At 55.8% G+C, this 20727-nt stretch carries 18 protein-coding genes; 5 read left to right on the forward strand and 13 right to left on the reverse strand.

All coding sequences use genetic code 11. From position 1 onward, the window contains the following. Positions 1-25: 25 nt before the first annotated feature. The 9 genes from recC to rppH form a co-directional block, all read right to left on the reverse strand. Positions 26-3400: an exodeoxyribonuclease V subunit gamma gene (gene recC / locus V1587_RS20270; RefSeq protein WP_371897895.1), complete on the reverse strand. Its 3375-nt coding sequence runs from the start codon at positions 3398-3400 to the stop codon at positions 26-28. A 12-nt stretch (positions 3401-3412) separates the two neighbouring features. Beyond that, entirely contained in the window at positions 3413-3736 is a 324-nt protein-coding gene (locus tag V1587_RS20275) for a prepilin-type N-terminal cleavage/methylation domain-containing protein (protein WP_371897894.1), read from the reverse strand. Further along, positions 3721-4122: a DUF2509 family protein gene (locus V1587_RS20280; protein ID WP_395314471.1), complete on the reverse strand. Its 402-nt coding sequence runs from the start codon at positions 4120-4122 to the stop codon at positions 3721-3723. Before V1587_RS20280 ends, V1587_RS20275 begins: the two co-directional genes overlap by 16 nt. Continuing rightward, positions 4119-4679 (reverse strand): prepilin peptidase-dependent protein, encoded by a 561-nt coding sequence (locus V1587_RS20285; RefSeq protein WP_371897892.1) that lies wholly within the window; start codon positions 4677-4679, stop codon positions 4119-4121. Before V1587_RS20285 ends, V1587_RS20280 begins: the two co-directional genes overlap by 4 nt. Next, on the reverse strand, positions 4670-5134 hold the full coding sequence (locus V1587_RS20290; RefSeq protein ID WP_371898024.1) for a prepilin peptidase-dependent protein: 465 nt from the start codon (positions 5132-5134) through the stop codon (positions 4670-4672). Before V1587_RS20290 ends, V1587_RS20285 begins: the two co-directional genes overlap by 10 nt. Positions 5135-5318: 184 nt before the next feature. Beyond that, a complete protein-coding gene (gene thyA, locus V1587_RS20295; protein ID WP_014885081.1) occupies positions 5319-6113 on the reverse strand; it encodes a thymidylate synthase in 795 nt (264 codons plus the stop codon). A gap of 6 nt (positions 6114-6119) precedes the next feature. Further along, positions 6120-6995 (reverse strand): prolipoprotein diacylglyceryl transferase, encoded by an 876-nt coding sequence (gene lgt, locus V1587_RS20300; RefSeq protein ID WP_023309046.1) that lies wholly within the window; start codon positions 6993-6995, stop codon positions 6120-6122. Positions 6996-7200: 205 nt separating this feature from the next. Further along, a complete protein-coding gene (gene ptsP / locus V1587_RS20305; RefSeq protein WP_371897891.1) occupies positions 7201-9447 on the reverse strand; it encodes a phosphoenolpyruvate--protein phosphotransferase in 2247 nt (748 codons plus the stop codon). Positions 9448-9459: 12 nt separating this feature from the next. Further along, the gene (rppH, locus tag V1587_RS20310; protein WP_013098553.1) at positions 9460-9990 is read right to left on the reverse strand and encodes an RNA pyrophosphohydrolase; all 531 of its coding nucleotides are present in this window, start codon (positions 9988-9990) and stop codon (positions 9460-9462) included. Between the two features lie 683 nt (positions 9991-10673). Between rppH and mutH the strand changes: the two genes are divergently transcribed. From mutH to V1587_RS20325, 3 genes are all read left to right on the forward strand, one after another. After that, entirely contained in the window at positions 10674-11366 is a 693-nt protein-coding gene (mutH, locus tag V1587_RS20315; protein ID WP_371897890.1) for a DNA mismatch repair endonuclease MutH, read from the forward strand. Between the two features lie 128 nt (positions 11367-11494). Continuing rightward, positions 11495-11713 (forward strand): YgdI/YgdR family lipoprotein, encoded by a 219-nt coding sequence (locus V1587_RS20320; RefSeq protein WP_032643191.1) that lies wholly within the window; start codon positions 11495-11497, stop codon positions 11711-11713. 131 nt (positions 11714-11844) lie between these two features. Then, complete coding sequence (locus V1587_RS20325; RefSeq protein ID WP_371897889.1) at positions 11845-12885, forward strand: NADP(H)-dependent aldo-keto reductase; 1041 nt, start codon at positions 11845-11847, stop codon at positions 12883-12885. A gap of 92 nt (positions 12886-12977) precedes the next feature. Here V1587_RS20325 and lplT read toward each other — a convergent pair whose 3' ends face one another. Then, a complete protein-coding gene (gene lplT, locus V1587_RS20330; RefSeq protein ID WP_371897888.1) occupies positions 12978-14171 on the reverse strand; it encodes a lysophospholipid transporter LplT in 1194 nt (397 codons plus the stop codon). After that, positions 14164-16323 carry a bifunctional acyl-ACP--phospholipid O-acyltransferase/long-chain-fatty-acid--ACP ligase gene (gene aas, locus V1587_RS20335; RefSeq protein WP_371897887.1) on the reverse strand — a complete coding sequence of 720 codons (2160 nt, stop codon included), beginning with the start codon at positions 16321-16323 and terminating at the stop codon, positions 14164-14166. Before aas ends, lplT begins: the two co-directional genes overlap by 8 nt. Before the next feature lie 425 nt (positions 16324-16748). Between aas and galR the strand changes: the two genes are divergently transcribed. Next, positions 16749-17765, forward strand: coding sequence for an HTH-type transcriptional regulator GalR (galR, locus tag V1587_RS20340; RefSeq protein ID WP_371897886.1), 1017 nt, complete (start codon positions 16749-16751; stop codon positions 17763-17765). On the opposite strand, the gene V1587_RS20345 is transcribed toward galR, so the two are convergent. Beyond that, positions 17726-18202: a GNAT family N-acetyltransferase gene (locus V1587_RS20345; protein ID WP_371898022.1), complete on the reverse strand. Its 477-nt coding sequence runs from the start codon at positions 18200-18202 to the stop codon at positions 17726-17728. The two genes, galR and V1587_RS20345, sit on opposite strands and share 40 nt — an antisense overlap. A 229-nt stretch (positions 18203-18431) precedes the next feature. Here V1587_RS20345 and V1587_RS20350 point away from each other — a divergent pair, with 229 nt between their 5' ends. Continuing rightward, the gene (locus tag V1587_RS20350) at positions 18432-19469 is read left to right on the forward strand and encodes a LacI family DNA-binding transcriptional regulator (RefSeq protein ID WP_395314472.1); all 1038 of its coding nucleotides are present in this window, start codon (positions 18432-18434) and stop codon (positions 19467-19469) included. On the opposite strand, the gene lysA is transcribed toward V1587_RS20350, so the two are convergent. Continuing rightward, entirely contained in the window at positions 19439-20701 is a 1263-nt protein-coding gene (gene lysA / locus V1587_RS20355) for a diaminopimelate decarboxylase (RefSeq protein WP_371897884.1), read from the reverse strand. The two genes, V1587_RS20350 and lysA, sit on opposite strands and share 31 nt — an antisense overlap. Positions 20702-20727 lie beyond the last annotated feature (26 nt).

Here is a 20727-nt window from a genome sequence, read left to right on the forward strand (position 1 = left end):
ATGCTGCGCAATTTTTATACAGCACTCAGGACTGATTAAATTTAAACAATGGCAGCAGGTAGCGCTGCGCCTCTTCCGTGATAGCCTCGAAGTACTCTGGCTCAAGGGTTCGCCATAAGCGCTGATACCAGACATCTTCACCTTCTCCCCGCACCATCATGTTACCTTCGTAGGCCTGCATAAATTTACTGCGTGCTTTCTGCAGCGAAGACTCATCCGTTAACATCGCATCATTCTGCGCGTCATAACAGGCTTTTATCCACGCCCCGCCACTTTCCGGCAGTAACAGGAGCGGTTTGTTCATTCCCTGACGGTAGCCCTCAATGTACAAAGACAGATACCGTAACGCCTGTTCAGACTCCATCGGCGGGAAGCGCCACTCGCCCTCTTTGCGCACGAAAATCCGGCTTTCACCTTCATGACCACCCGCACTGTAGACAAGATGTTCCAGCCAGAGTTGCAACCCCTGTGAAACGCTCAGCATAGAGGGCCGCCAGCGCAGCAGCCCATCCGGCTGAACCTGAGTTAACCAGCCCGTGAGCTCTACGCCATTGCAGTTGAGATCGATTTCAATACTTTTGCCCGGCTGTCGGCACGCTCTTACGCGCTCTGCCAGGGCGGTCATCTCCTGACACTGCGCCTCCCAGACAATTTCCCCGAACGCTCCATAGGGCAACTGCCCTGCAGCACGGTAGCGGCGATAAAGTTTGTCAGCGTCTTCCTCTTCAACCAGCGCATTCAGCAGCTGGAGGTTTAGCTGATAGCGCTCCAGCCCTTCCAGCGTAAAAGGCTCTGCATCCGGAATTTCGCTCTCTTCAGAACGGAAGTTGACCTGCAATCGTTGCTGGAAGAAGGCCCGCACCGGATGTGCCCAAAACCGCTGAAGCTGCTCGAAGGTCAGGGTGTCGATGGGGCGCGGGTCAAGTTCCTGAATGAAATCAGTATGCGCATTCCCCTCTTTTTTCGCCGCCGGTAACCACTCATGGGCATAGCTCTGGCGCTCGCCGGCAATATAGTTCACCGGGTCAAACGGCATGCGGCTGTGGAAACAGGTGATATGGGCTTTAACCCTTTGCTCGCTTTCATCGCAGTTGCGATCTTCATCTCCCGGCAGATAGTGGCTCTGGCCGATATAGTCCACCAGCTCCTGCACCAGAACGGAGGGGAAACGCTCGCTGTTGTCCTGAATGGAACGGCCGATATAGCTGATATAGAGCTTATTCTGGGCAGAAATGAGTGCCTCAAGGAAGAGGTAACGGTCATCATCACGGCGGCTACGGTCGCCCCGCTTTGGGTTTGCGCTCATCAAGTCGAACCCCAGCGGCGGCAGCGCGCGCGGATAGATGCCGTCGTTCATGCCAAGCAGACAGACCACTTTAAACGGAATAGAACGCATGGGCATCAGGGTGCAGATATTGATGGGGCCTGCCAGGAAACGCTGGCTGATTCGCTCCTGATCGAGCCGCTGCGTCAGCTCATCCCGTAACAGAGACAGCGGGATGGCCTCCTGATAGTGGGAATTCACGCCTTCGTCAATGATAGCCTGCCACTGCGTTTCAATGAGCGCCATTGCCGCTTCGGTGTCACTGTCTGGCAGGAAGAAATCATTGAGTAACGCCCTGCAGACCGGGAGCCATTCTTCAAGTGGACGCGGCTGCAACAGCGCATATCGCCAGCGGTTAAGCTGCATCAGGAGTGACGCTAAATGCCCGACCAGTTCAGCAATTAACCCGCTGGACTCATCGTAAGGCAGCACCTCGTTCCACTCGCCCTGGCTACTCTCCATGGCGTAGCCCAGCAGCATACGCGTCAGGCCAAATCGCCACGTGTGCTGCCCGGTTGGGGGTAGTTCGAACTCCTGAACGTTATCGTCATCGATCCCCCAGCGAACGCCAGACTCATTCACCCACTGGCGAAGGTAGCGCAGGCCCTCTTCATTGATGTTGAAGCGTGCAGCCAGCACGGGAACATCCAGCAACGCAAGGACATCCTCGGAGATAAAGCGGCTATCCGGCAGCGAAAGCAGGGTGATAAATGCCTGCAATGCCGGATGCGACTGGCGGGCACGACGGTCAGAGATAGCGTAAGGCAGGTATCGCTCGCCCGTCGCACTGCCAAAGACGGCCTGAATAAAGGGACTGTAGCTGTCGATATCCGCCACCATCACCACGATATCGCGTGGCGTCAGGTCGGGGTCCTCCTGCAGCATCGCCAGCAGCTGGTCGTGAAGCACTTCGACCTCACGCTGTGGGCTATGGCAAACATGGATCGTGATGCTGCGATCGTCAGCCTCCAGCTTCCGCTTGCTGTCGCTGCGTTCGAACTCGTTCGCCGTCACGCCCATGACGGCACGGTTTTCCAGATCGAGGATATCCAGCTGAATATGATGCAGCAGGCTATCCGGGGCAATATCGACAAAGGCATCCACGTCGCCTTCACCTGATGAAGTGATGTCTGAGAGCATATGAATATAGTCACGCCCCAGCTTTCCCCATGAGGCAAGCAGCGGATTGGGCAGGTTCTGGATACCGTCTTCATCGAAAAGCTGCCCGGCAGTTGAGCCGTCTTTAAACAGCGGGACGGCACGCTCTTCAAAAAGGCGTTTTCTTTGGCGGGTAACCAGCCGGGCAAGCCAACGTTCGTCGAGGATATCCCCCCAGTATTGTCGGCAGGGGTTGGTAAATAAAATATGGATATCAATATGCTTACCCAGCGCATTTAACGCCTTCAGATAAACAGGGGGTAATGCGGATATCCCGCAGATAAAGACGCGTGACGGCAGTCGGGCCGGGCGCTCCGACGCATTTTCCAGTAAAGAGATAAATCGCTCGTACAGGTTGGCACGGTGCCACTTAGGCTGGCCAAGTTTCTCCGTATGCTCAACCAGCGCTTTCCACAGCGGTGCCTGCCATATTTGCGCCTCCGGCAGCCCTTCAATCAACTCGCCCGCTTCCCAACGAATTAACCAGTCAGAGCGATAAACAAGGTATTGGTCGTAGAGATCGGCGGTGCGCGACGCCAGCTGGAACAGCTTGCGCTTATCGGTGTCGTCATTGAGGTAGTGGCGCAGCATGGCAAATTCATCGTGCTGCAGCATTTCCGGCAGCAGCGCCATGAGCTTCCAGCTCATGCTCTGCTTGTTGAAGGCGCTCTGCTCCGGGATGTCCGGCAACACGCGGACAAACATCTCCCAGATAAAGCTCGCGGGCAGCGGGAAATCAATATTCGCGGCTATGCCAAATTTACGGGAAAGCGACATTTGCAGCCACTGCGCCATACCGGTGCTCTGCACCAGCACCATTTCAGGCTCAAAAGGATCGTCAAGCCGCTCGCGCTCAACGATAAATTCCATCAGTGCTTCCAGCACATCCAGACGATTTGAGTGGTAGACCCTTAACATAGACGCTCCCGACTACTGGCTAACCGGGCAATGCAGACGCGTTATCTCACCGCGCCGCCCCAGAGGAGAAATGAGTGTAACCGTGATGCTGACACATCCTGCGCGCGTTGTCTGCACCCGACTGGCCTGCCAGCCTGCGGGAAGAACATTTGTTGAAAGCTGGGACTGATTCCAGGCATGGTGCCAGAGCTGGCGATACTGGTTAAACAGGGTAAACCGAGCCGCCAGCGCCCGGTGATAACCAGACAGAGCCGTCACGACGATTACCAGCAGCATCATCGCCAGCAGGACTTCCACCATGCTAAACCCTTTTTCTTTGCTCACGGCAGCTGGCATAACGCGCGCTCCTTAAGGGGACAAAAATCACTCCAGCCGTGAAGCGAAAAGCGAACGTTCCCGTCGACAATCTCTGCTGCTCGCCAGAGCAGCAGGTCACTTTCTCCGGCAATCAGCAACGCGCGCCCCCCGCTCAGCAGGCGCAAACATACCTGCCACGCAGGTGTCTTTTTGCACTGAACCTGGGGCTCTGACGACCAGCTCTGAACCCGTCCCCACTCAAGCGCTGACTGTACCGTCGCCTGCTGTTGAAGCGAGCGGCTCTCGCCGCCAACGAGCACACTAAACGTTGTGAGCTGCTGATTGAGACCCGTGAGGATCAGGGTGCCGAGCACCAGTAAAAGCAGAACCAGCGCCAGCGAAGATATGCCGCGTTGTCGATTCACAGGTTGTACCCCGTAACCGTATACAACGCCTGCCATGGCTCCCCCTGCTCGCCTTTATGAATCGCGGCCAGTTCGATATTCACCTCTGGCGCAAAACCGGCATGTTCAACTCTCCTCACAACGAAACGCGCGATAGTAAGTCTGCCCGGGTCAGTAAGCTTTTCCCATCCTTTTCCTTCGCATGAGGTCGCTCCACGCTGGGTTTCAAGCGCGCCCGACTCCAGACGAAAGCCGGTGCTGTCATTTTCTGATGCGCTGTTATCCCAGTTGCCGTTACTGTTGGCATCCCACCGCACAATAACGCAACTTCCTTGCCTGGCAGTCACCAGCGCCTGTCCCTGACAGTTTCCCGCGCAGTACCCTGCACGCTGAAGCTGTTTGCCCAAGGCAAAAAGGTGGTGCCAGACCTCTTCCTCCAGTTGTCTCTGGCCAGATTGCACTAAGACCGCCCGCTGCAAGCCGGGTAAAAAACGCGAAGCGCATATCAGCAAAAGGCTGCTTATCGCCGTGGCAATCAGCACTTCAGTCAGTGAGAAACCGCGCTGCTTCATAGACATGCACCTCCCTCCGAGAATTTACACATTCTGATGCGTCCTCCATTTGAGACAATAATCAGCCATGCTCCTGCACGGCTTTGAACGCGTATCCGCCCTGCCCATGCCGTGTCCCTTAATCCATAGAACGCGAGCGACGGCGTGACCTCACTGACCTCGACCTCAGACCAGAGTGGAATCAGTACAAAGGGACTGCCCTTCTCACAGCCTTGCACGGCAGAGCTCGCCAGACAGTCCCGGTCCCCCATCCGCTGACGGGTAATTTGATGATCGCGGTTGTGGCGGTTTGCATGGTTGCGCAGAAACAGCAGGTAATCTCGCACCTGGCTGGCGGTTTGCCACAGCCGCTGCTGCCGTTGCCAGCTGTCCCAGCCGTAAAGACCTGAGGCGCTAAGGATGACGACAATCGAAATCGCGACCAGCGTTTCGATAAGCGTAAAACCGTTCTCTTTTTTCATACCGGCAGTGTGGCGAAGCGCCGTGAACATGACGAGCGACGGATCCTCGTTTTACGAGGCGTTATCCGAAGAATTGAGTGAGTTGCAGCGCGTTACACGCTTTCTGGATAGCGCTTCGGGAAACGAGAGAAAGGCGAAAAAAAACCGGCGCTAAAGAGCACCGGTTGTGTCACGCTTTATCGCATCAGATAGCGACGGGCGCTTTGATGCCCGGATGCGGGTCATAGCCCTCAATCTCGAAATCATCAAAGCGGTAATCGAAGATTGATGCCGGTTTGCGCTTGATAATCAGCTTCGGCAGCGCACGCGGTTCGCGGGTCAGCTGGAGATGCGTCTGTTCCATATGGTTGCTGTAAAGATGGGTGTCGCCACCGGTCCAGACAAAATCACCCACTTCCAGGTCGCACTGCTGCGCCATCATGTGGACCAACAGCGCATAGCTGGCAATGTTAAACGGCAGGCCGAGGAACACGTCACAGGAGCGCTGGTAGAGCTGACAGGAAAGCTTTCCATCCGCCACATAGAACTGGAAGAACGCGTGGCACGGTGCCAGCGCCATTTTATCCAGCTCGCCGACGTTCCAGGCGGAAACGATGATTCGGCGCGAGTCCGGATCGTTTTTCAGCTGGTTCATCACGGTTGTGATCTGGTCAATATGGCGACCATCAGGCGTAGGCCAGGCGCGCCACTGCTTGCCGTAAACCGGGCCCAGGTTGCCATTTTCATCTGCCCACTCGTCCCAGATTGAGACGTTATTTTCGTGCAGATACGCAACGTTAGTATCGCCTTGCAGGAACCAGAGCAGTTCATGAATGATCGAGCGCAGGTGGCAGCGCTTTGTCGTCACCAGTGGGAAGCCTTCTTGCAGATTGAAGCGCATCTGGTGGCCAAAAATGGAGAGCGTACCGGTACCGGTGCGGTCGTTTTTCGGCGTGCCCTCATCGAGCACTTTTTTCATCAATTCAAGATACTGTTTCATGGTTCCTCAGGAAATTTGTTGCTGTGGACGACGACGATACGCCCAAATCATCATTATGGCACCCGCGACAATCATCGGAATGGAGAGGATCTGCCCCATGCTGATGTACTGTACCCATTCACCGGTGAACTGTGCGTCTGGCTGACGGAAGAACTCGACGATAATACGGAATGCGCCATAGCCAATCAGGAACAGGCCGGAGACAGCGCCCATCGGACGCGGTTTGCGGATAAACAGGTTAAGGATGATAAACAGCACCACGCCTTCCAGCGCCAGCTCGTAAAGCTGAGACATATGGCGCGGCAGAACGCCGTAGGTATCAAAGATGGACTGCCACTCCGGGTGTGATGGCAACAGCGCGATATCTTCTGCGCGGGAGCCCGGGAAAAGCATCGTGTACGGCACGCTCGGGTCGACGCGGCCCCACAGCTCACCGTTGATAAAGTTACCCAGACGGCCGGCGCCCAGACCAAACGGGATCAGCGGTGCGATAAAATCTGAAACCTGGAAGAAGTTGCGTTTGGTGCGTTTGGCAAAAATCACCATTACCAGGATCACCCCAATCAGGCCGCCGTGGAAGGACATGCCGCCGTCCCACACGCGGAACAGATAGAGCGGATCGTTCAGGAATACCGGGAAGTTATAGAACAGCACGTACCCAATACGGCCACCGAGGAACACGCCGAGGAAGCCCGCATAGAGCAGGTTTTCAACTTCGTTTTTCGTCCAGCCGCTGCCCGGACGACTGGCGCGACGGCCAGCGAGCCACATGGCAAAAATGAAGCCCACCAGGTACATCAGACCGTACCAGTGAAGCGAAACAGGTCCTACTGAGAAAATGACCGGATCAAATTCCGGAAAATGCAGATAACCACTGTTCATCTGTCACCACAAGATGTTGTTATTCCGCTGAAAGTGGACAGCGGTAGAAATGCGATTCTGCCGTAAGCAGAGGCTCCAAAGTTGCGAATCATAGCATAAGGCGGGCGCGGAGGATGCGCCAGAGATGTAAAAGATGTGTATAGGGTTTTATGCGCGCTGATGCCCTCACCCCAGCCCCCTCCCTCAAGGGAAAGGGAGAAAGGCTTTAGCGACCGCCGCGGATCAGGCCGCCCATACCGCGCCGTTCCATAAACGCCGCGACCTGATGACGAACCTCAGTTGCCAGCTGCGCCTCAAGGCTGCGTTCTGCCAGCTCGCGGGCATCATCGATGTCGATATGCCGCAGCAGGTACTTCACGCGTGCGACAGCGCGACCGTTCATCGACAGATGGCGGTATCCCAGACCAATCAGGATCGCTACGCACATTGAATCGCCGGCCATTTCACCGCACAGGCGTAAATCAATGCCGTACTGAGCCGCTTCACGGGCAATCATCGCTAAGGCGCGAATGATCGCCGGATGCAGGCTGTCGTAGATACTGGCGACACGCGTATTGTTACGATCGACGGCCAGAATATATTGCGTCAGGTCGTTCGTGCCGACAGAGATAAAATCAACGCGGTTTGCCAGCTGCGGCAGCATAAAGACCATAGACGGCACTTCAAGCATCACACCGATCCGCGGTTTCGGGATCGCATAGCCGATCATCTCTTCCACTTCACGGCCTGCACGTTCGATCAGTCGCCGGGACTCGTCGATCTCATCAATGCTGGTGACCATCGGCAGTAAGATGCTGAGATTACCCGTCGCCGCGTTGGCGCGCAGCATCGCACGGACCTGGATCAGGAAGATCTCCGGCTGATCGAGCGTAATGCGGATCCCACGCCAGCCCAGGCACGGGTTTTCTTCGCTGATCGGCATATAGGGCAGCTGTTTATCCGCCCCGACGTCCAGGGTTCGCAGGGTGACAGGTTTGTCGTTAAACATCTGCAGCATCCCCTGATACTGCGCCACCTGCTCCTCTTCTGAGGGGAAACCGCTCTGCAGCATAAATGGAATTTCAGTACGGTATAAGCCAATACCGTCGATGCGGCTGCCAAGCTTTTCTTCATGCTCAGGGCTTAAACCGGCGTTGAGCATGACTTTAATCCGCTCTCCGCTCTTAAGCTGGGCGGGCAGGTTAACGTCATCTTCCGCCAGCTTGCTTAATTCATTCTCTTCGCTGATAAGACGCTGGTACTCCTGAAGCAGAACCGGCTCAGGATCGACCAGCAGCTCTCCGCGATAGCCGTCAACCACCAGCGTACGGCGGTGCAGTACCGACGGCTGGATATCCGCTCCCATAACGGTTGGAATACCCAGCGCGCGCACCATAATGGCGGCATGCGAGTTGGCGGCGCCATCGCGCACCACCACACCGGCCAGCCTGTCCTGAGGCAGCTCAGCCAGCGTCGTTGCCGACAGTTCATCGGCGACCAGAACAAACCGTTTTGGCCAGGCATTCGGCCCCTGAATGGTGTCATCAAGATGGAACAGCAGGCGCTGTCCCAGGGCGCGGAGATCGCCAGCCCGTTCTTTCAGGTAACCGTCGGTCAATGCCGCAAATTGTTCGGCAAATTTTTCGATAACCTTCTTAACCGCCCACTCCGCGACCGAGCCTTTATCCACTTCCGCAAAAAGCTCACGACGCAGACGCGCGTCGGAGAGCAGGTGCGAATAGAGGTCGAAGATGGCCGCCGTCTCTTTCTGTGCGCCTGCGGCAAAACGCTTGCTGTAACGACGAAATTCATTCGCCGCCTCTTCCAGCGCGGCGGTCAGACGTTCGCGCTCAAGCGCTTCATCAAGCGTTGAGGCTTCGTAAACCTGCTCCATCAGGGGCAGCGTGGCGTCCATCCAGCCTTCAGCAATCGCTACGCCTGGCGATGCCGGAAGGGCACGAATGCGCGTATGGCGATACTGACCAAAGAGCGCGGCAAGCTGAGACTGAGAGAGGATCGCCGCCATCTGCGTGGCCAGCGTGACGAGGAAAGACTCCTCGCTCTCGTCGTACTGACGTAGCTCACGCTGCTGGACAACCAGCACGCCGAGCAGCTGGCGACGCTGGATAATCGGCACGCCAAGGAAAGCGCGGAAGCGCTCTTCTTTTACGGAGGGGATGTATTTAAAGCTGGGGTGTTTTTGCGCGTCAGCAAGGTTAATGGGTTCAGCCAGTCGCCCAACCAGCCCCACGATACCTTCATCAAATGCCAGCGTGACGGTGCGTCCACGTGGTTTTTTCAAACCACGGGTCGCCATCAGGTAATAGCAGCGGCGATCGTGGTCGGCCAGATACACCGAACAGACCTCGGTCTCCATCGCAAGACAGATGTCAGTGACCAGAATATTCAGCGCCTCGTTCAGACGCGGAGCACTGGCCACCTTCTCGACTATTTCTCGCAAGCGGGTGAGCATGATTTGCGTAGCTTAACCTCTTTTACGTCGCCATGCAGGTGCGCTCTGCGGCTTAGGCGGGATCTCCTGAAGCTGCATGACCACACTTGCAAACTCTTTCATCACCCTACGGTAAACATCGCGTTTAAATGACACGACCTGACGAACAGGATACCAATAGCTCACCCAGCGCCAGCCATCGAACTCCGGCGTACTGCTGGTTTGCATATTGATGTCTGAATCGTTGCCCACCAACTGCAACAGAAACCACTTCTGTTTCTGGCCGATACAAACCGGCTTTGTGTCCCAACGCACCAAACGTTTCGGTAACTTGTAACGCAACCAGTTGCGGGTCGAAGCCAGGATGCGAACATCTTTTCGGCTTAAACCGACCTCTTCAAAAAGCTCCCGGTACATCGCTTGTTCTGGGGACTCTCCCGGATTGATCCCGCCTTGCGGGAACTGCCAGGAGTGCTGACCATATCGCCGGGCCCACATTACCTGACCCTGACGATTACAAATTACTATTCCTACGTTCGGGCGGTAGCCATCGTCATCAATCACCGGACTACCCCAAACTAAACCTTATATATGAATGATTGTTTCACACTACAGGGAGGCGGTAAACCACTCTCTTACAGGCCTGCAACCTAATAACAATTGAATAACTCACAAATAAGTGCTGAGTTATGAACAGATGAGAGGCAGTGAAGGGAATTTTATTCACCTTTTCTGTGGATATAGTTGTGAAGAAGTGTCTGATTACCGATGAACAACCTTAAACGCTGCCCTATCCCCTCTTTCACCAGAATTCGATAATTCATTTATTTTCATATTGTTAAATACATTTTCATGAAGGCAAAAAAGGATAGCGTGACGATCATCACATCACGGATCGTCGCGCTGATGAAAGATCGAACAGCGTCGGTTTTATCCACAGATTGTGCAAATAAGTTAGTCACAATTTGTTTGAAAATTCGATTTTCATCGCACGTCAAGGCTGTAAATTGAAACAGTAGTCAGGGTTATGCCCAGTTATCCCATTTTTCTGTGGATAACATGGTGTAAGATCCTGTTCATTGTCAGTGACCAGATTTGAACAACCGGTTTTCTGAGTCTGGTGAAACGATTTAAAACCCATAAAAAAACCTATAAATCATAGACATGGATTATTGGTACAGAAATAGTTAAACTCTATCCACAGGGGACAATTTCTTCGTTTATTTTTTAATCAAAAGGTTACCTTCATGCATCCGCTTACACCCTTGCTCTCACCGCCGTCCAGCGAAGACCAGTTGCTACAGCAGGCACAGCGTCTTGCAGGCTTTTCGCTTGGCGAGCTGGCGGCAATGGCAGGGCTTCAGATCCCGAAGGATCTGAAACGGGATAAAGGCTGGATCGGCATGCTGCTTGAGCTATGGCTGGGTGCCAGCGCAGGGAGCAAACCGGAGCAGGATTTTGCAGCGCTTGGCGTGGAGTTAAAAACCATCCCAATAGACAGCCAGGGCAAACCCCTTGAGACCACCTTTGTTTGCGTTGCGCCATTAACCGGCAACACCGGCGTGACCTGGGAAACCAGTCACGTTCGCCATAAGCTGAAGCGCGTGTTGTGGGTACCAGTCGAAGGTGAGCGTCAGATCCCCCTGGCTGAGCGTCGCGTTGGCGCGCCGCTGCTCTGGAGCCCGGACGACGATGAGGAGCGTCAGCTTCGTCTGGACTGGGAGGAGCTGATGGACATGATTGTTCTTGGGCAGGTAGAGCGCATCACCGCCCGACACGGAGAGGTATTACAGCTGCGCCCAAAAGCGGCCAATAGTAAAGCGCTTACCGAGGCAATCGGCGCGCAGGGTGAGCCGATACTGACGTTGCCGCGCGGTTTTTATCTAAAAAAGAATTTCACCGGCGCACTCCTTGCCCGTCATTTCCTGTTAAAAACATAGTTTTTTACTTATTTTGCGAGCTCTCAAACATAATCGACTGCTTTTTAAGATTTTACCGCTTCCTCCTGTTGCCATATCGGGTTAAAACTAAACTATGATTTGATACGAGCCAGATGAGGACGATAACGATGAAAAAATGGGCAGTGTTAGTTTCAGCAGTCGGTTTAGCATTTGCCGTATCCGGATGTAGTAGTGATTACGTTATGGCGACAAAAGATGGGCGAATGATCCTGACTGACGGTAAACCCGAAGTCGACGATGATACCGGTCTGGTCAGCTATCGCGATCAGCAAGGCAATAAAATGCAGATCAATCGCGACGAAGTCTCGCAAATTATCGAGCGATAAACAGAGAGAGGTCAGTAGCTTGCTGGCCTTTTTGATTTTTTTCTTCCCCTTTTGCTTCCCCTCTGCCATGTTTATATTCCTTTGTCGGGTACATCCTGACGCGGTTTATATGTCTACTGAGGAAGCCGGCTATGCATTATCACCGTATCCCCCACAGCGCTCTGGAAATTAGCCAACTGGGGTTGGGCACGATGACATTTGGTGAACAAAACAGCGAAGCCGATGCCCATGCACAACTCGATTATGCCGTCAGCCAGGGGATTAACCTGATTGATGTCGCAGAGATGTATCCTGTTCCGCCACGTCCTGAGACGCAGGGACTTACCGAAACCTACGTTGGTAACTGGCTGGCAAAACGCGGCAACCGTGAAAAGCTGGTGATTGCCTCCAAAGTCAGCGGCCCCGCGCGCAACAACGATACCGGGATCCGCCCGAACCAGATCCTCGATCGCAAAAATATCCGCGCCGCGCTGGACGCCAGCCTCAAGCGCCTGCAAACCGACTATCTCGATCTCTACCAGGTACACTGGCCGCAGCGGCCAACCAACTGTTTTGGCAAGCTCGGGTACAGCTGGAATGAGAGCGCCCCCGCGGTGACGCTGCTGGAAACGCTGGAAGCGCTGACCGAATGCCAGCGCGCGGGAAAAATCCGCTACATTGGCGTCTCTAACGAAACGGCCTTTGGCGTAATGCGCTATCTGCACCTGGCGGATAAGCACGATCTGCCGCGTATCGTGACTATTCAGAACCCGTACAGCCTGCTTAACCGCAGCTATGAAGTGGGTCTGGCCGAGGTGACGCAGTATGAAGAAGTGGAACTGCTCGCCTATTCCTGTCTCGGCTTCGGCACGCTGACGGGGAAATACCTGAACGGCGCGAAACCGGCCGGAGCGCGAAATACCCTCTTTAGCCGCTTCACCCGCTACAGCGGCGAGCAGACGCAGAAAGCCGTTGCCGCCTATGTGGATATCGCGAAGCGTCACGGTCTTGACCCTGCGCAGATGGCGCTGGCCTTCGTGCGCCGTCAGCCGTTTGTTGCCAGCACCCTGCTGGGCGCGACAACGATGGAACAGTTGAAAACCAATATTGAGAGTTTCAACCTGAACCTGAGTGAAGAGGTGTTAGCGGAGATTGAAGCGGTGCATCAGGTTTATACGTATCCTGCGCCGTAGCCTGATGCTTTTGCCCGGTGGCGCTACGCTTACCGGGCCTACAAGTGCGTAAACGTAGGCCGGGTAAGGCGAAGCCGCCACCCGGCTATATATCAGCGACGGCGTTGCCAGATCCACAAACCCGCAATCGCCAGCGCAAACAGCCCGCCAAACCCGACGCCAATTCCCACTACCGGCACACCCACTTTTACCGCCAACGAGTAGAGCCCCAGCATTAACAGCATTGCCAGGTTTTCACCCAGGTTTTGTACCGCGATGGCATTCCCTGCCCCGACGGTCTGCTTGCCCCGCTCCTGCAGTAGCGCGTTCAGCGGCACCACGAAGAAGCCTCCCAGAATACCAATCAGGATGAGAAGGACATACGCGGGCAATAACGCATGCTGCAGCGAGAAAATCAGCACCACGACGCCAATCAGAATCCCTGCAGGCATGCAGCGTGCTACCGTCTCCAGCGTCACCAGCTTCGCCGCAGCACCAGCTCCGAGCACAATGCCGATGGCCACCATCGCATTAAGATAGGTCGGCGTCGCGTTGTCAGTAATCCCCAGCGCCACAGGCACCCACAGCACCAGCAGGAAGCGCAGCGTGACGCCAGCGCCCCAGAACATACTGGTCCCCATCAATGAGAAACGCGTTTCACCGTTACGCCATAGCACGCGACAGGCGGTAAAGAAGCTGCCGGTCATCGGTTTAAAGCGCCAGGATTGCCCCGGGCGAGCCACCGGCAGTTTGGGAATAAACAGGTTCGCCACGACCGCGCCGCCATACACCACCGCGCATACGCCCAGCGCCGCAAGGACATGCCAGTCGGCCAGAACGCCGCCCGCGACCGAACCAAGCAGGATAGCGGCAATGGTTGACGACTCCATCAGACCATTGGCCTTCACCAGCTTATCCCCGGTGGTCAGCTCGCCGAGAATGCCGTACTTCGCCGGAGAGTAGGCGGCGGCCCCAATGCCCACCAGCGTGTAGCCAATAAACGGATTGAAGCCAAAGCAAATGCTGGCGGCCCCCAGCAGCTTGAGGCCGTTGGCAAACATCATCACCCGGCCTTTGGGAAAACTGTCCGCCACCTGCCCGACGAACGGAGCAAAGATAATGTAAGCGCCCACAAACACCATCTGCAGGATCGGCTGGCTCCAGTCGGGGTAAAACTCTGCTTTCAGCAGCGCCAGCGTGGCAAACAACAGCGCGTTATCACCGAACGCAGAGAGAAATTGCGCGGCGATGACGGCCATCATGCCTTTCGACCTGAGCGATGTGTTAGTGTGTACTGACTCACGCATTTTGCTGTTCCGCCTCTTCAACCATGCCTTTCAGGGTCACGAAATCGGGCTTACCGCTACCCAGCACCGGAAGCTGCTTGAGGTGGCGAATATCGCGCGGCACGGCCAGTTCAGGAATACCGTGTTCACGCGCATAGCTTAGTAACCTGTCGCGCTTAAGCTCAGCGTCGGTCGTAAACAGCACCAGCGCCTCGCCTTTGCTGGCATCGCTCTTCACCACGGTCGCATGCATTTTATCCGCGGACACGGCCGTCGCCAGCTGCTCAACCATTTCCAGAGAGACCATTTCACCGGCGATTTTGGCGAAGCGTTTCGCGCGTCCCTGAATCTGTACAAAGCCCTGTTCATCGAAACGGACGATATCACCAGTGTCGTACCAGCCGGTTTCAACCTCACCGTTGACGTTTTCCGCCGTCGGCGCTTCCAGCACGCCCGGATTTTCCACGCGCAGATAGCCGTTCATCACGTTTGGCCCTTTAAGCTGCAGACGGCCACCGTCCTCAATACCCGGCACCGCCAGCAGACGCGCATCCATTCCCGGCAGAATTCGGCCAACCGTGCCCGGTTTCGCCGCCATCGGTACGTTAATCGAGACCACGGGCGCACACTCGGTAACGCCATAACCTTCGAGAATGCGCAGGCCAAACTTGTCCTGCCAGATCTGACGCGTACTCTCCTGCAGTTTTTCCGCACCGGCCACCACATACCGCACGCGATAGAAATCATACGGATTAGCAAAACGCGCATAGTTGCCCAGGAAGGTTGAGGTGCCGAACAGGACGGTGCAGTTACGGTCATACACCAGCTCCGGCACGATCCGGTAATGCAGCGGGCTTGGATAGAGGAACACTTCTGCGCCGGTCAGCAGCGGCGTAAACAGCCCCACCGTCAGGCCAAAGGAGTGGAACAGCGGCAGCGCCGACATAAAACGATCATTTGCGGTAAAGTCGGCAATGCTTTTGATCTGCTCAACGTTCGCCAGGATGCTCTTGTGGCTGTGAACGACGCCTTTCGGGTTGCCCTCCGATCCCGACGTGAAGAGGATAATCGCGTCATCTTCCGGCTGCTGTTTGACCTGCGCCAGACGCGGCATCAGCAAATGCGCAAAAATCCACAGCTTGTCGCCGGTGGTCACGTCGGCTTTCAGATCCTCCAGGAAGACCCAGCGCACCTGGGTGAGCTGCTCGGGAAGGTGCCAGAGCTTGCCTTTGTCGAGGAACTGACGGGAGGTAAAGACGGTATTGATTTGAGCGGCGGTAATGGCGCTGGTCAGCCCCTTCACGCCCGCCGTGTAGTTCATCATCGCCGGGATCCGCCCCCGGGAAACCGCCCCAAATATCACCGCCGCGCTGATGCCCGCGTTAGGCAGCATCAGGCCAATCTTTTCGCCCTTCTTGCTGTACTTCTCGAGAATGCGGCCCACAAACAGGGTTTTGGTCAGCAGTTTGCGATAGGTATCCGGGGTAAAGTTGATGTCTTCGATGCAGTTTTTCTTCGCGCCATAGCGGTACTGCGCGGAAAGCAGAGATTCGTACAGCGTTTCGCGCGGGCGCACGGCCATACGCGCTTCCATCATAATCTGATGCAGCATTTCCCCGGCGATTTTACGGCGCTCGCGGGCACGCGGCGCTTCCGGCATCGGTAACGACGTGGGCGGCAGAATATGCAGCGTGATTTTTGGGAACAGACGCTGCTTCACCAGCCCCTTCAGCCGGCTGAAATGGCTCAGCTCTGCGCCTTCAATGCGCAGCGGCACCACGGTCGCTTTTGACTTCGCCGCGACAAACCCCGCGCCGTCGTAGATTTTCATCAGCGAACCGGTCACTGAAATACGCCCTTCAGGGAAAATGACCACCGGACGCCCCTGCTCAACCAGACGCACCAGATGCTTAATCATCATCGGCTTTGTCGGGTCGAGCGGCACAAAATCAATCAGCGGCGTGAGCCAGCGCATGTACCACTGCTGGCTAATAGAGGTATAGACCGCAAATACCGGGCGCACAGGCAGAAACAGCGCCAGCAGGATGCCATCTATAAAGGAAACATGATTTGGTGTGATAAGAACGCGTTCGCCGCGAAGCGCCTGGGCATCGCCAGTGACGCGGATGCGAAAGAGAATACGGAACAGTGTACGGAAGAACCCAAATAGCATCTCAACTCCCTTTGCCAGCCAGTGTGGAGGGTTGATAGTAAATGGTGGCAGATTACACGAGAAGTGATACGGGAGCGACAGCAAAAGTGGAGGCGAAAAAAAACCTGCGCATCCGCGCAGGTTGGTGCAAGAGATGAGTACGAAATCGTACTAAGAATTCTCACCAATCAATACCTCTGGGATCTCAACTGTATCAATCTCATTAACATCCTCGCCATCGGACAATCGCAACAGCCTGAGGCAAAGTGTAACCAAAGGTTCAGATTGACATTCTTCAGACATGACTGCGCGTGTAACGATTACACCGCCAGGGTTGTTCTGCGTCACGTTTGTGGAGCGCGAAAATCCGCTCCCCTTGAATGCACGCCGCTTTTCCGCAACACTATTTGGTGTGTAAACGCTTACCCCCAATAAGAAGGTAATGAATGGCGACAATAAAGGATGTGGCCCGTCTGGCAGGCGTGTCGGTGGCAACCGTCTCCCGCGTGATTAATGACTCACCAAAAGCCAGTGACGCATCACGCCAGGCGGTACAAAACGCCATGGAATCCCTGAACTATCATCCCAATGCCAATGCCCGCGCGCTCGCCCAGCAGTCCACAGAAACCATTGGTCTGGTGGTGGGCGATGTTTCCGATCCCTTTTTCGGCGCGATGGTGAAAGCGGTTGAACAAGTCTCTTATCAGACGGGCAATTTTTTGCTGATCGGCAATGGCTATCATAACGAACAAAAGGAACGTCAGGCCATCGAGCAGCTGATCCGCCACCGCTGCGCGGCGCTGGTGGTACACGCCAAAATGATCCCGGACGCCGAACTGATTCATCTGATGAAGCAGATCCCGGGCATGGTGATTATCAACCGCATTATTCCCGGATTTGAAAAACGCTGCGTGGCGCTCGATGACCGCTACGGCGCATGGCTTGCGACCCGTCATCTGATTCAACAGGGTCATACCCGAATTGGCTATCTCTGTTCCAACCACCCGATCTCTGATGCAGAAGACCGCCTGCAGGGCTACTACGACGCCCTGCGCGAAAACGGACTGCCGTGTAATGACCGTCTGGTTGCCTACGGTGAACCGGATGAGAGCGGCGGTGAACAGGCCATGACCGAGCTGCTGGGTCGCGGACGGAATTTCACGGCGGTTGCCAGCTATAACGACTCTATGGCCGCAGGGGCAATGGGGGTGTTGAATGACAACGGGATTGAGGTACCGGCAGAAATTTCGCTGATTGGCTTCGACGACGTGCTGGTCTCCCGCTACGTGCGCCCGCGTCTGACCACCGTGCGCTACCCGATTATCACCATGGCAACGCAGGCCGCAGAGCTGGCGTTAGCGCTGGCTGAACAGCGTCAGCCACCGGAAATTACGCATCTGTTTAGCCCGACGCTGGTACGCCGTCACTCCGTTGCGTCACCTGCGGAAGCGCAGAGCGAATAACGGTAGAGGTGAACCCGCGTGTTCGGGTATTCGAGCCCATCACCGATATACTGCCAGCCGTAACGTTCGTAAAAGTCGCGGCAGGCAGACCACAGATAGAGTTCCTCATACCCGGACTGCGCGGCGTAAGCGATAACATGCCGCTGAAGTTCTCCTGCCAGCCCCTTGCCTCGCGCCGCGTCGTCAACGTAGAGCGCCGCCAGCCACGGAAAGAGATCCTGTCGGGTGATCAAATCGCAGCGCCAGAGACCCACCGTACCAAGAAGCTTTTCGTCCTCAACGGCAATAAAAGTCAGCGGTAATGCCCCCGGCGTTTGGCTGTGCTCAACAATACTGTGAAAAAACTCCCGAGAAAGCCCTTCGCCAAAGGCCTGCCAGAGCCAGTCGGTGACCTGCTCCGCATAGTGCGGTGCCTGGTAAAGCGGGAGGATGGCTATCTTTTTCACGTTTCACCTGCGTTTTCTCATGTACTTGCTGGCCTGTCGCCCCAGCTCGGTTCGGCGATTATTTTACCAGAGTCAGACTATTTAGTTTTACTTCACGCGGGCCAGACGAATCGCGACCAAAAAGCGTGATCGTGGCGGAAGTTTTGCGCTTCCCGCATCGCTTATACGCCGTGAGGTCTGTGTTAAACTGCAAAGCATTACGTGGAAGCAGGAATGTAGAATGGCAACAATGCTGGATGTCTCACTGCGTGCGGGCGTGTCGAAGGCTACCGTCTCGCGCGTGCTGAACGGCACGGGTCAGGTTAAAGAGAGTACGCGTCAGCAGGTGTTTGCTGCGATGGAAGAGCTGGGCTATCGCCCGAACTTTCTCGCGCGTTCACTGGCAAACCAGACCAGCAACAGCATTGGTCTGGTCGTCTCGACCTTCGACGGCTTTTACTTTGGTCGTCTTCTCCAGCAGGCGTCCCGGCAGACTGAAACTCACGGGAAACAGCTGATCGTCACCGACGGTCACGACGCGCCGGAACAGGAAGAACAGGCGGTGCAGATGCTGGCCGATCGCCAGTGCGATGCCATCGTACTTTACACGCGCTACATGAGCGAAAAAGCGATCGTCAAACTGATGAACACCGTGAAAACGCCGCTGGTGGTCATTAACCGTGAAGTGAGCCAGGCGCCGGATCGCTGCGTGTTTTTCGAACAGCAGGATGCCGCGTTTAAGGCCGTGGATTACCTGATCGCCCAGGGCCATCGGGAGATCGCCTGTATCACCGTTCCGATCCATACCCCCACGGGTAAAGCGCGGTTGATGGGCTACCGTAAGGCGCTGGAAAAGCACGGCATTCGCCTGGACGAGCGTCGGATAAAGTACGGCGATGCGGGAATGACGCGGGGATACGAACTGTGCAAGGAGTTGATTGCCGACAGTGTGCCGTTTAGCGCCCTGTTTGCCTGTAACGACGATATGGCGCTGGGTGCGTCCAAAGCGTTACACCAGGCGGGGCTTAAAATTCCGCAGGATATTTCACTGTTTGGTTTTGACGATGCCCCAAGCGCGAAGTGGCTGGAGCCTGCGCTCTCATCGGTTTATCTGCCCATCGACAATATGATTGTCACCGCCATCGATCAGGCGATCCGGCTGGCAAGAAACCAGCCGGTCGATGCCATCCCGCCGTTTACCGGAACGCTGGTGTTACGCGACTCGGTCACAACGGGGCCGTACTCTCATCAGATGAGTTCTAAAGCCAGCAGTTCCTGAATGGTCTGACGACGACGGATCAGCCGTGCTTTACCGTTATCAAACAGCACTTCCGGCAGCAGCGGACGGCTGTTGTAGTTAGATGACATAGATGCCCCATAGGCACCGGTATCATGCAGCACAAGATAATCACCCGGTTTGACCTCTGGCAGCGCGCGGGTTTCCACTTTGCCGCCTTCCTGCTGGGTAAACACGTCGCCCGATTCGCACAGCGGCCCCGCAACAACCGTCTCAATCCGCGGCGCCTGCGTTAAGTCACGGCCATCTGCGGCCAGGGCGGTGATGTGGTGATAGCTGCCGTACATGGACGGACGCATCAGGTCGTTAAAGCCTGCATCAATCAGGACGAAGTGGCGAGACCCCATCTCTTTCACGCTGCGCACCTGCGAAACCAGCACGCCGGCTTCCGCCACCAGGAAACGACCCGGCTCAATTTCCAGCTTCACCGCATGGCCCAGATGCGCGGCAATTTGGTCACGCGCGGCGCTCCACAGACCGTAATAGTGATCGGTATCGATCGCCTCTTCACCTTCGCGATAAGGAATGGAGAGACCGCCGCCGGCAGAGATCGCCTCCAGATCCTGGCCGAAGTCGATAACCTGGCGCACCATCGCACCGCACACCTGCTCCAGGTGGCCGTAATCGACGCCAGAGCCAATGTGCATATGAATCCCGACCAGCTTCAGGCCGTAGCGCTGTAATACCTCCAGCGCGGCAGGCATATCTGCATACCAGATCCCGTGCTTGCTGTTTTCCCCGCCGGTATTGGTTTTTTGGCTGTGGCCATGACCAAAGCCCGGGTTCACGCGCAGCCAGACGCGATGGCCGGGAGAAACCTGACCCAGCTGCTCCAGCATATCCACAGAACCGGCATTCACCGGGATCTGCAGTTCGTGGACGCGCGCAAGCGTCGCATCGTCGATAACGTCTGCGGTAAAGACGATCGCGTCGCCGTCGGCTTTCGGATCGTATCCGGCCGCCAGCGCGCGCTCGATTTCGCCGAGTGAAACAGAGTCAACCTTCACGCCCTGCTCGCGCATCAGGCGCAGAATATGAATATTGGAGCAGGCCTTCTGGGCAAAACGCACCACGTCAAACTGATGCAGGGCGGCGATCTTCTCGCGAACGATCTGCGCGTCGTAGACCCACACCGGGCAGCCAAACTCGGCAGGCAGGCGCAGCAGGTTGTCGGCGTTTAAATCGGTATCAGTCTGGTTCAGCGGGCGTGGCATGGTCTTCTCCGGGTATATGCGTTTTG

The sequence above is a fragment of the Enterobacter sp. ECC-249 genome, from assembly GCF_043965265.1.
GTDB lineage: Bacteria > Pseudomonadota > Gammaproteobacteria > Enterobacterales > Enterobacteriaceae > Enterobacter > Enterobacter quasiroggenkampii.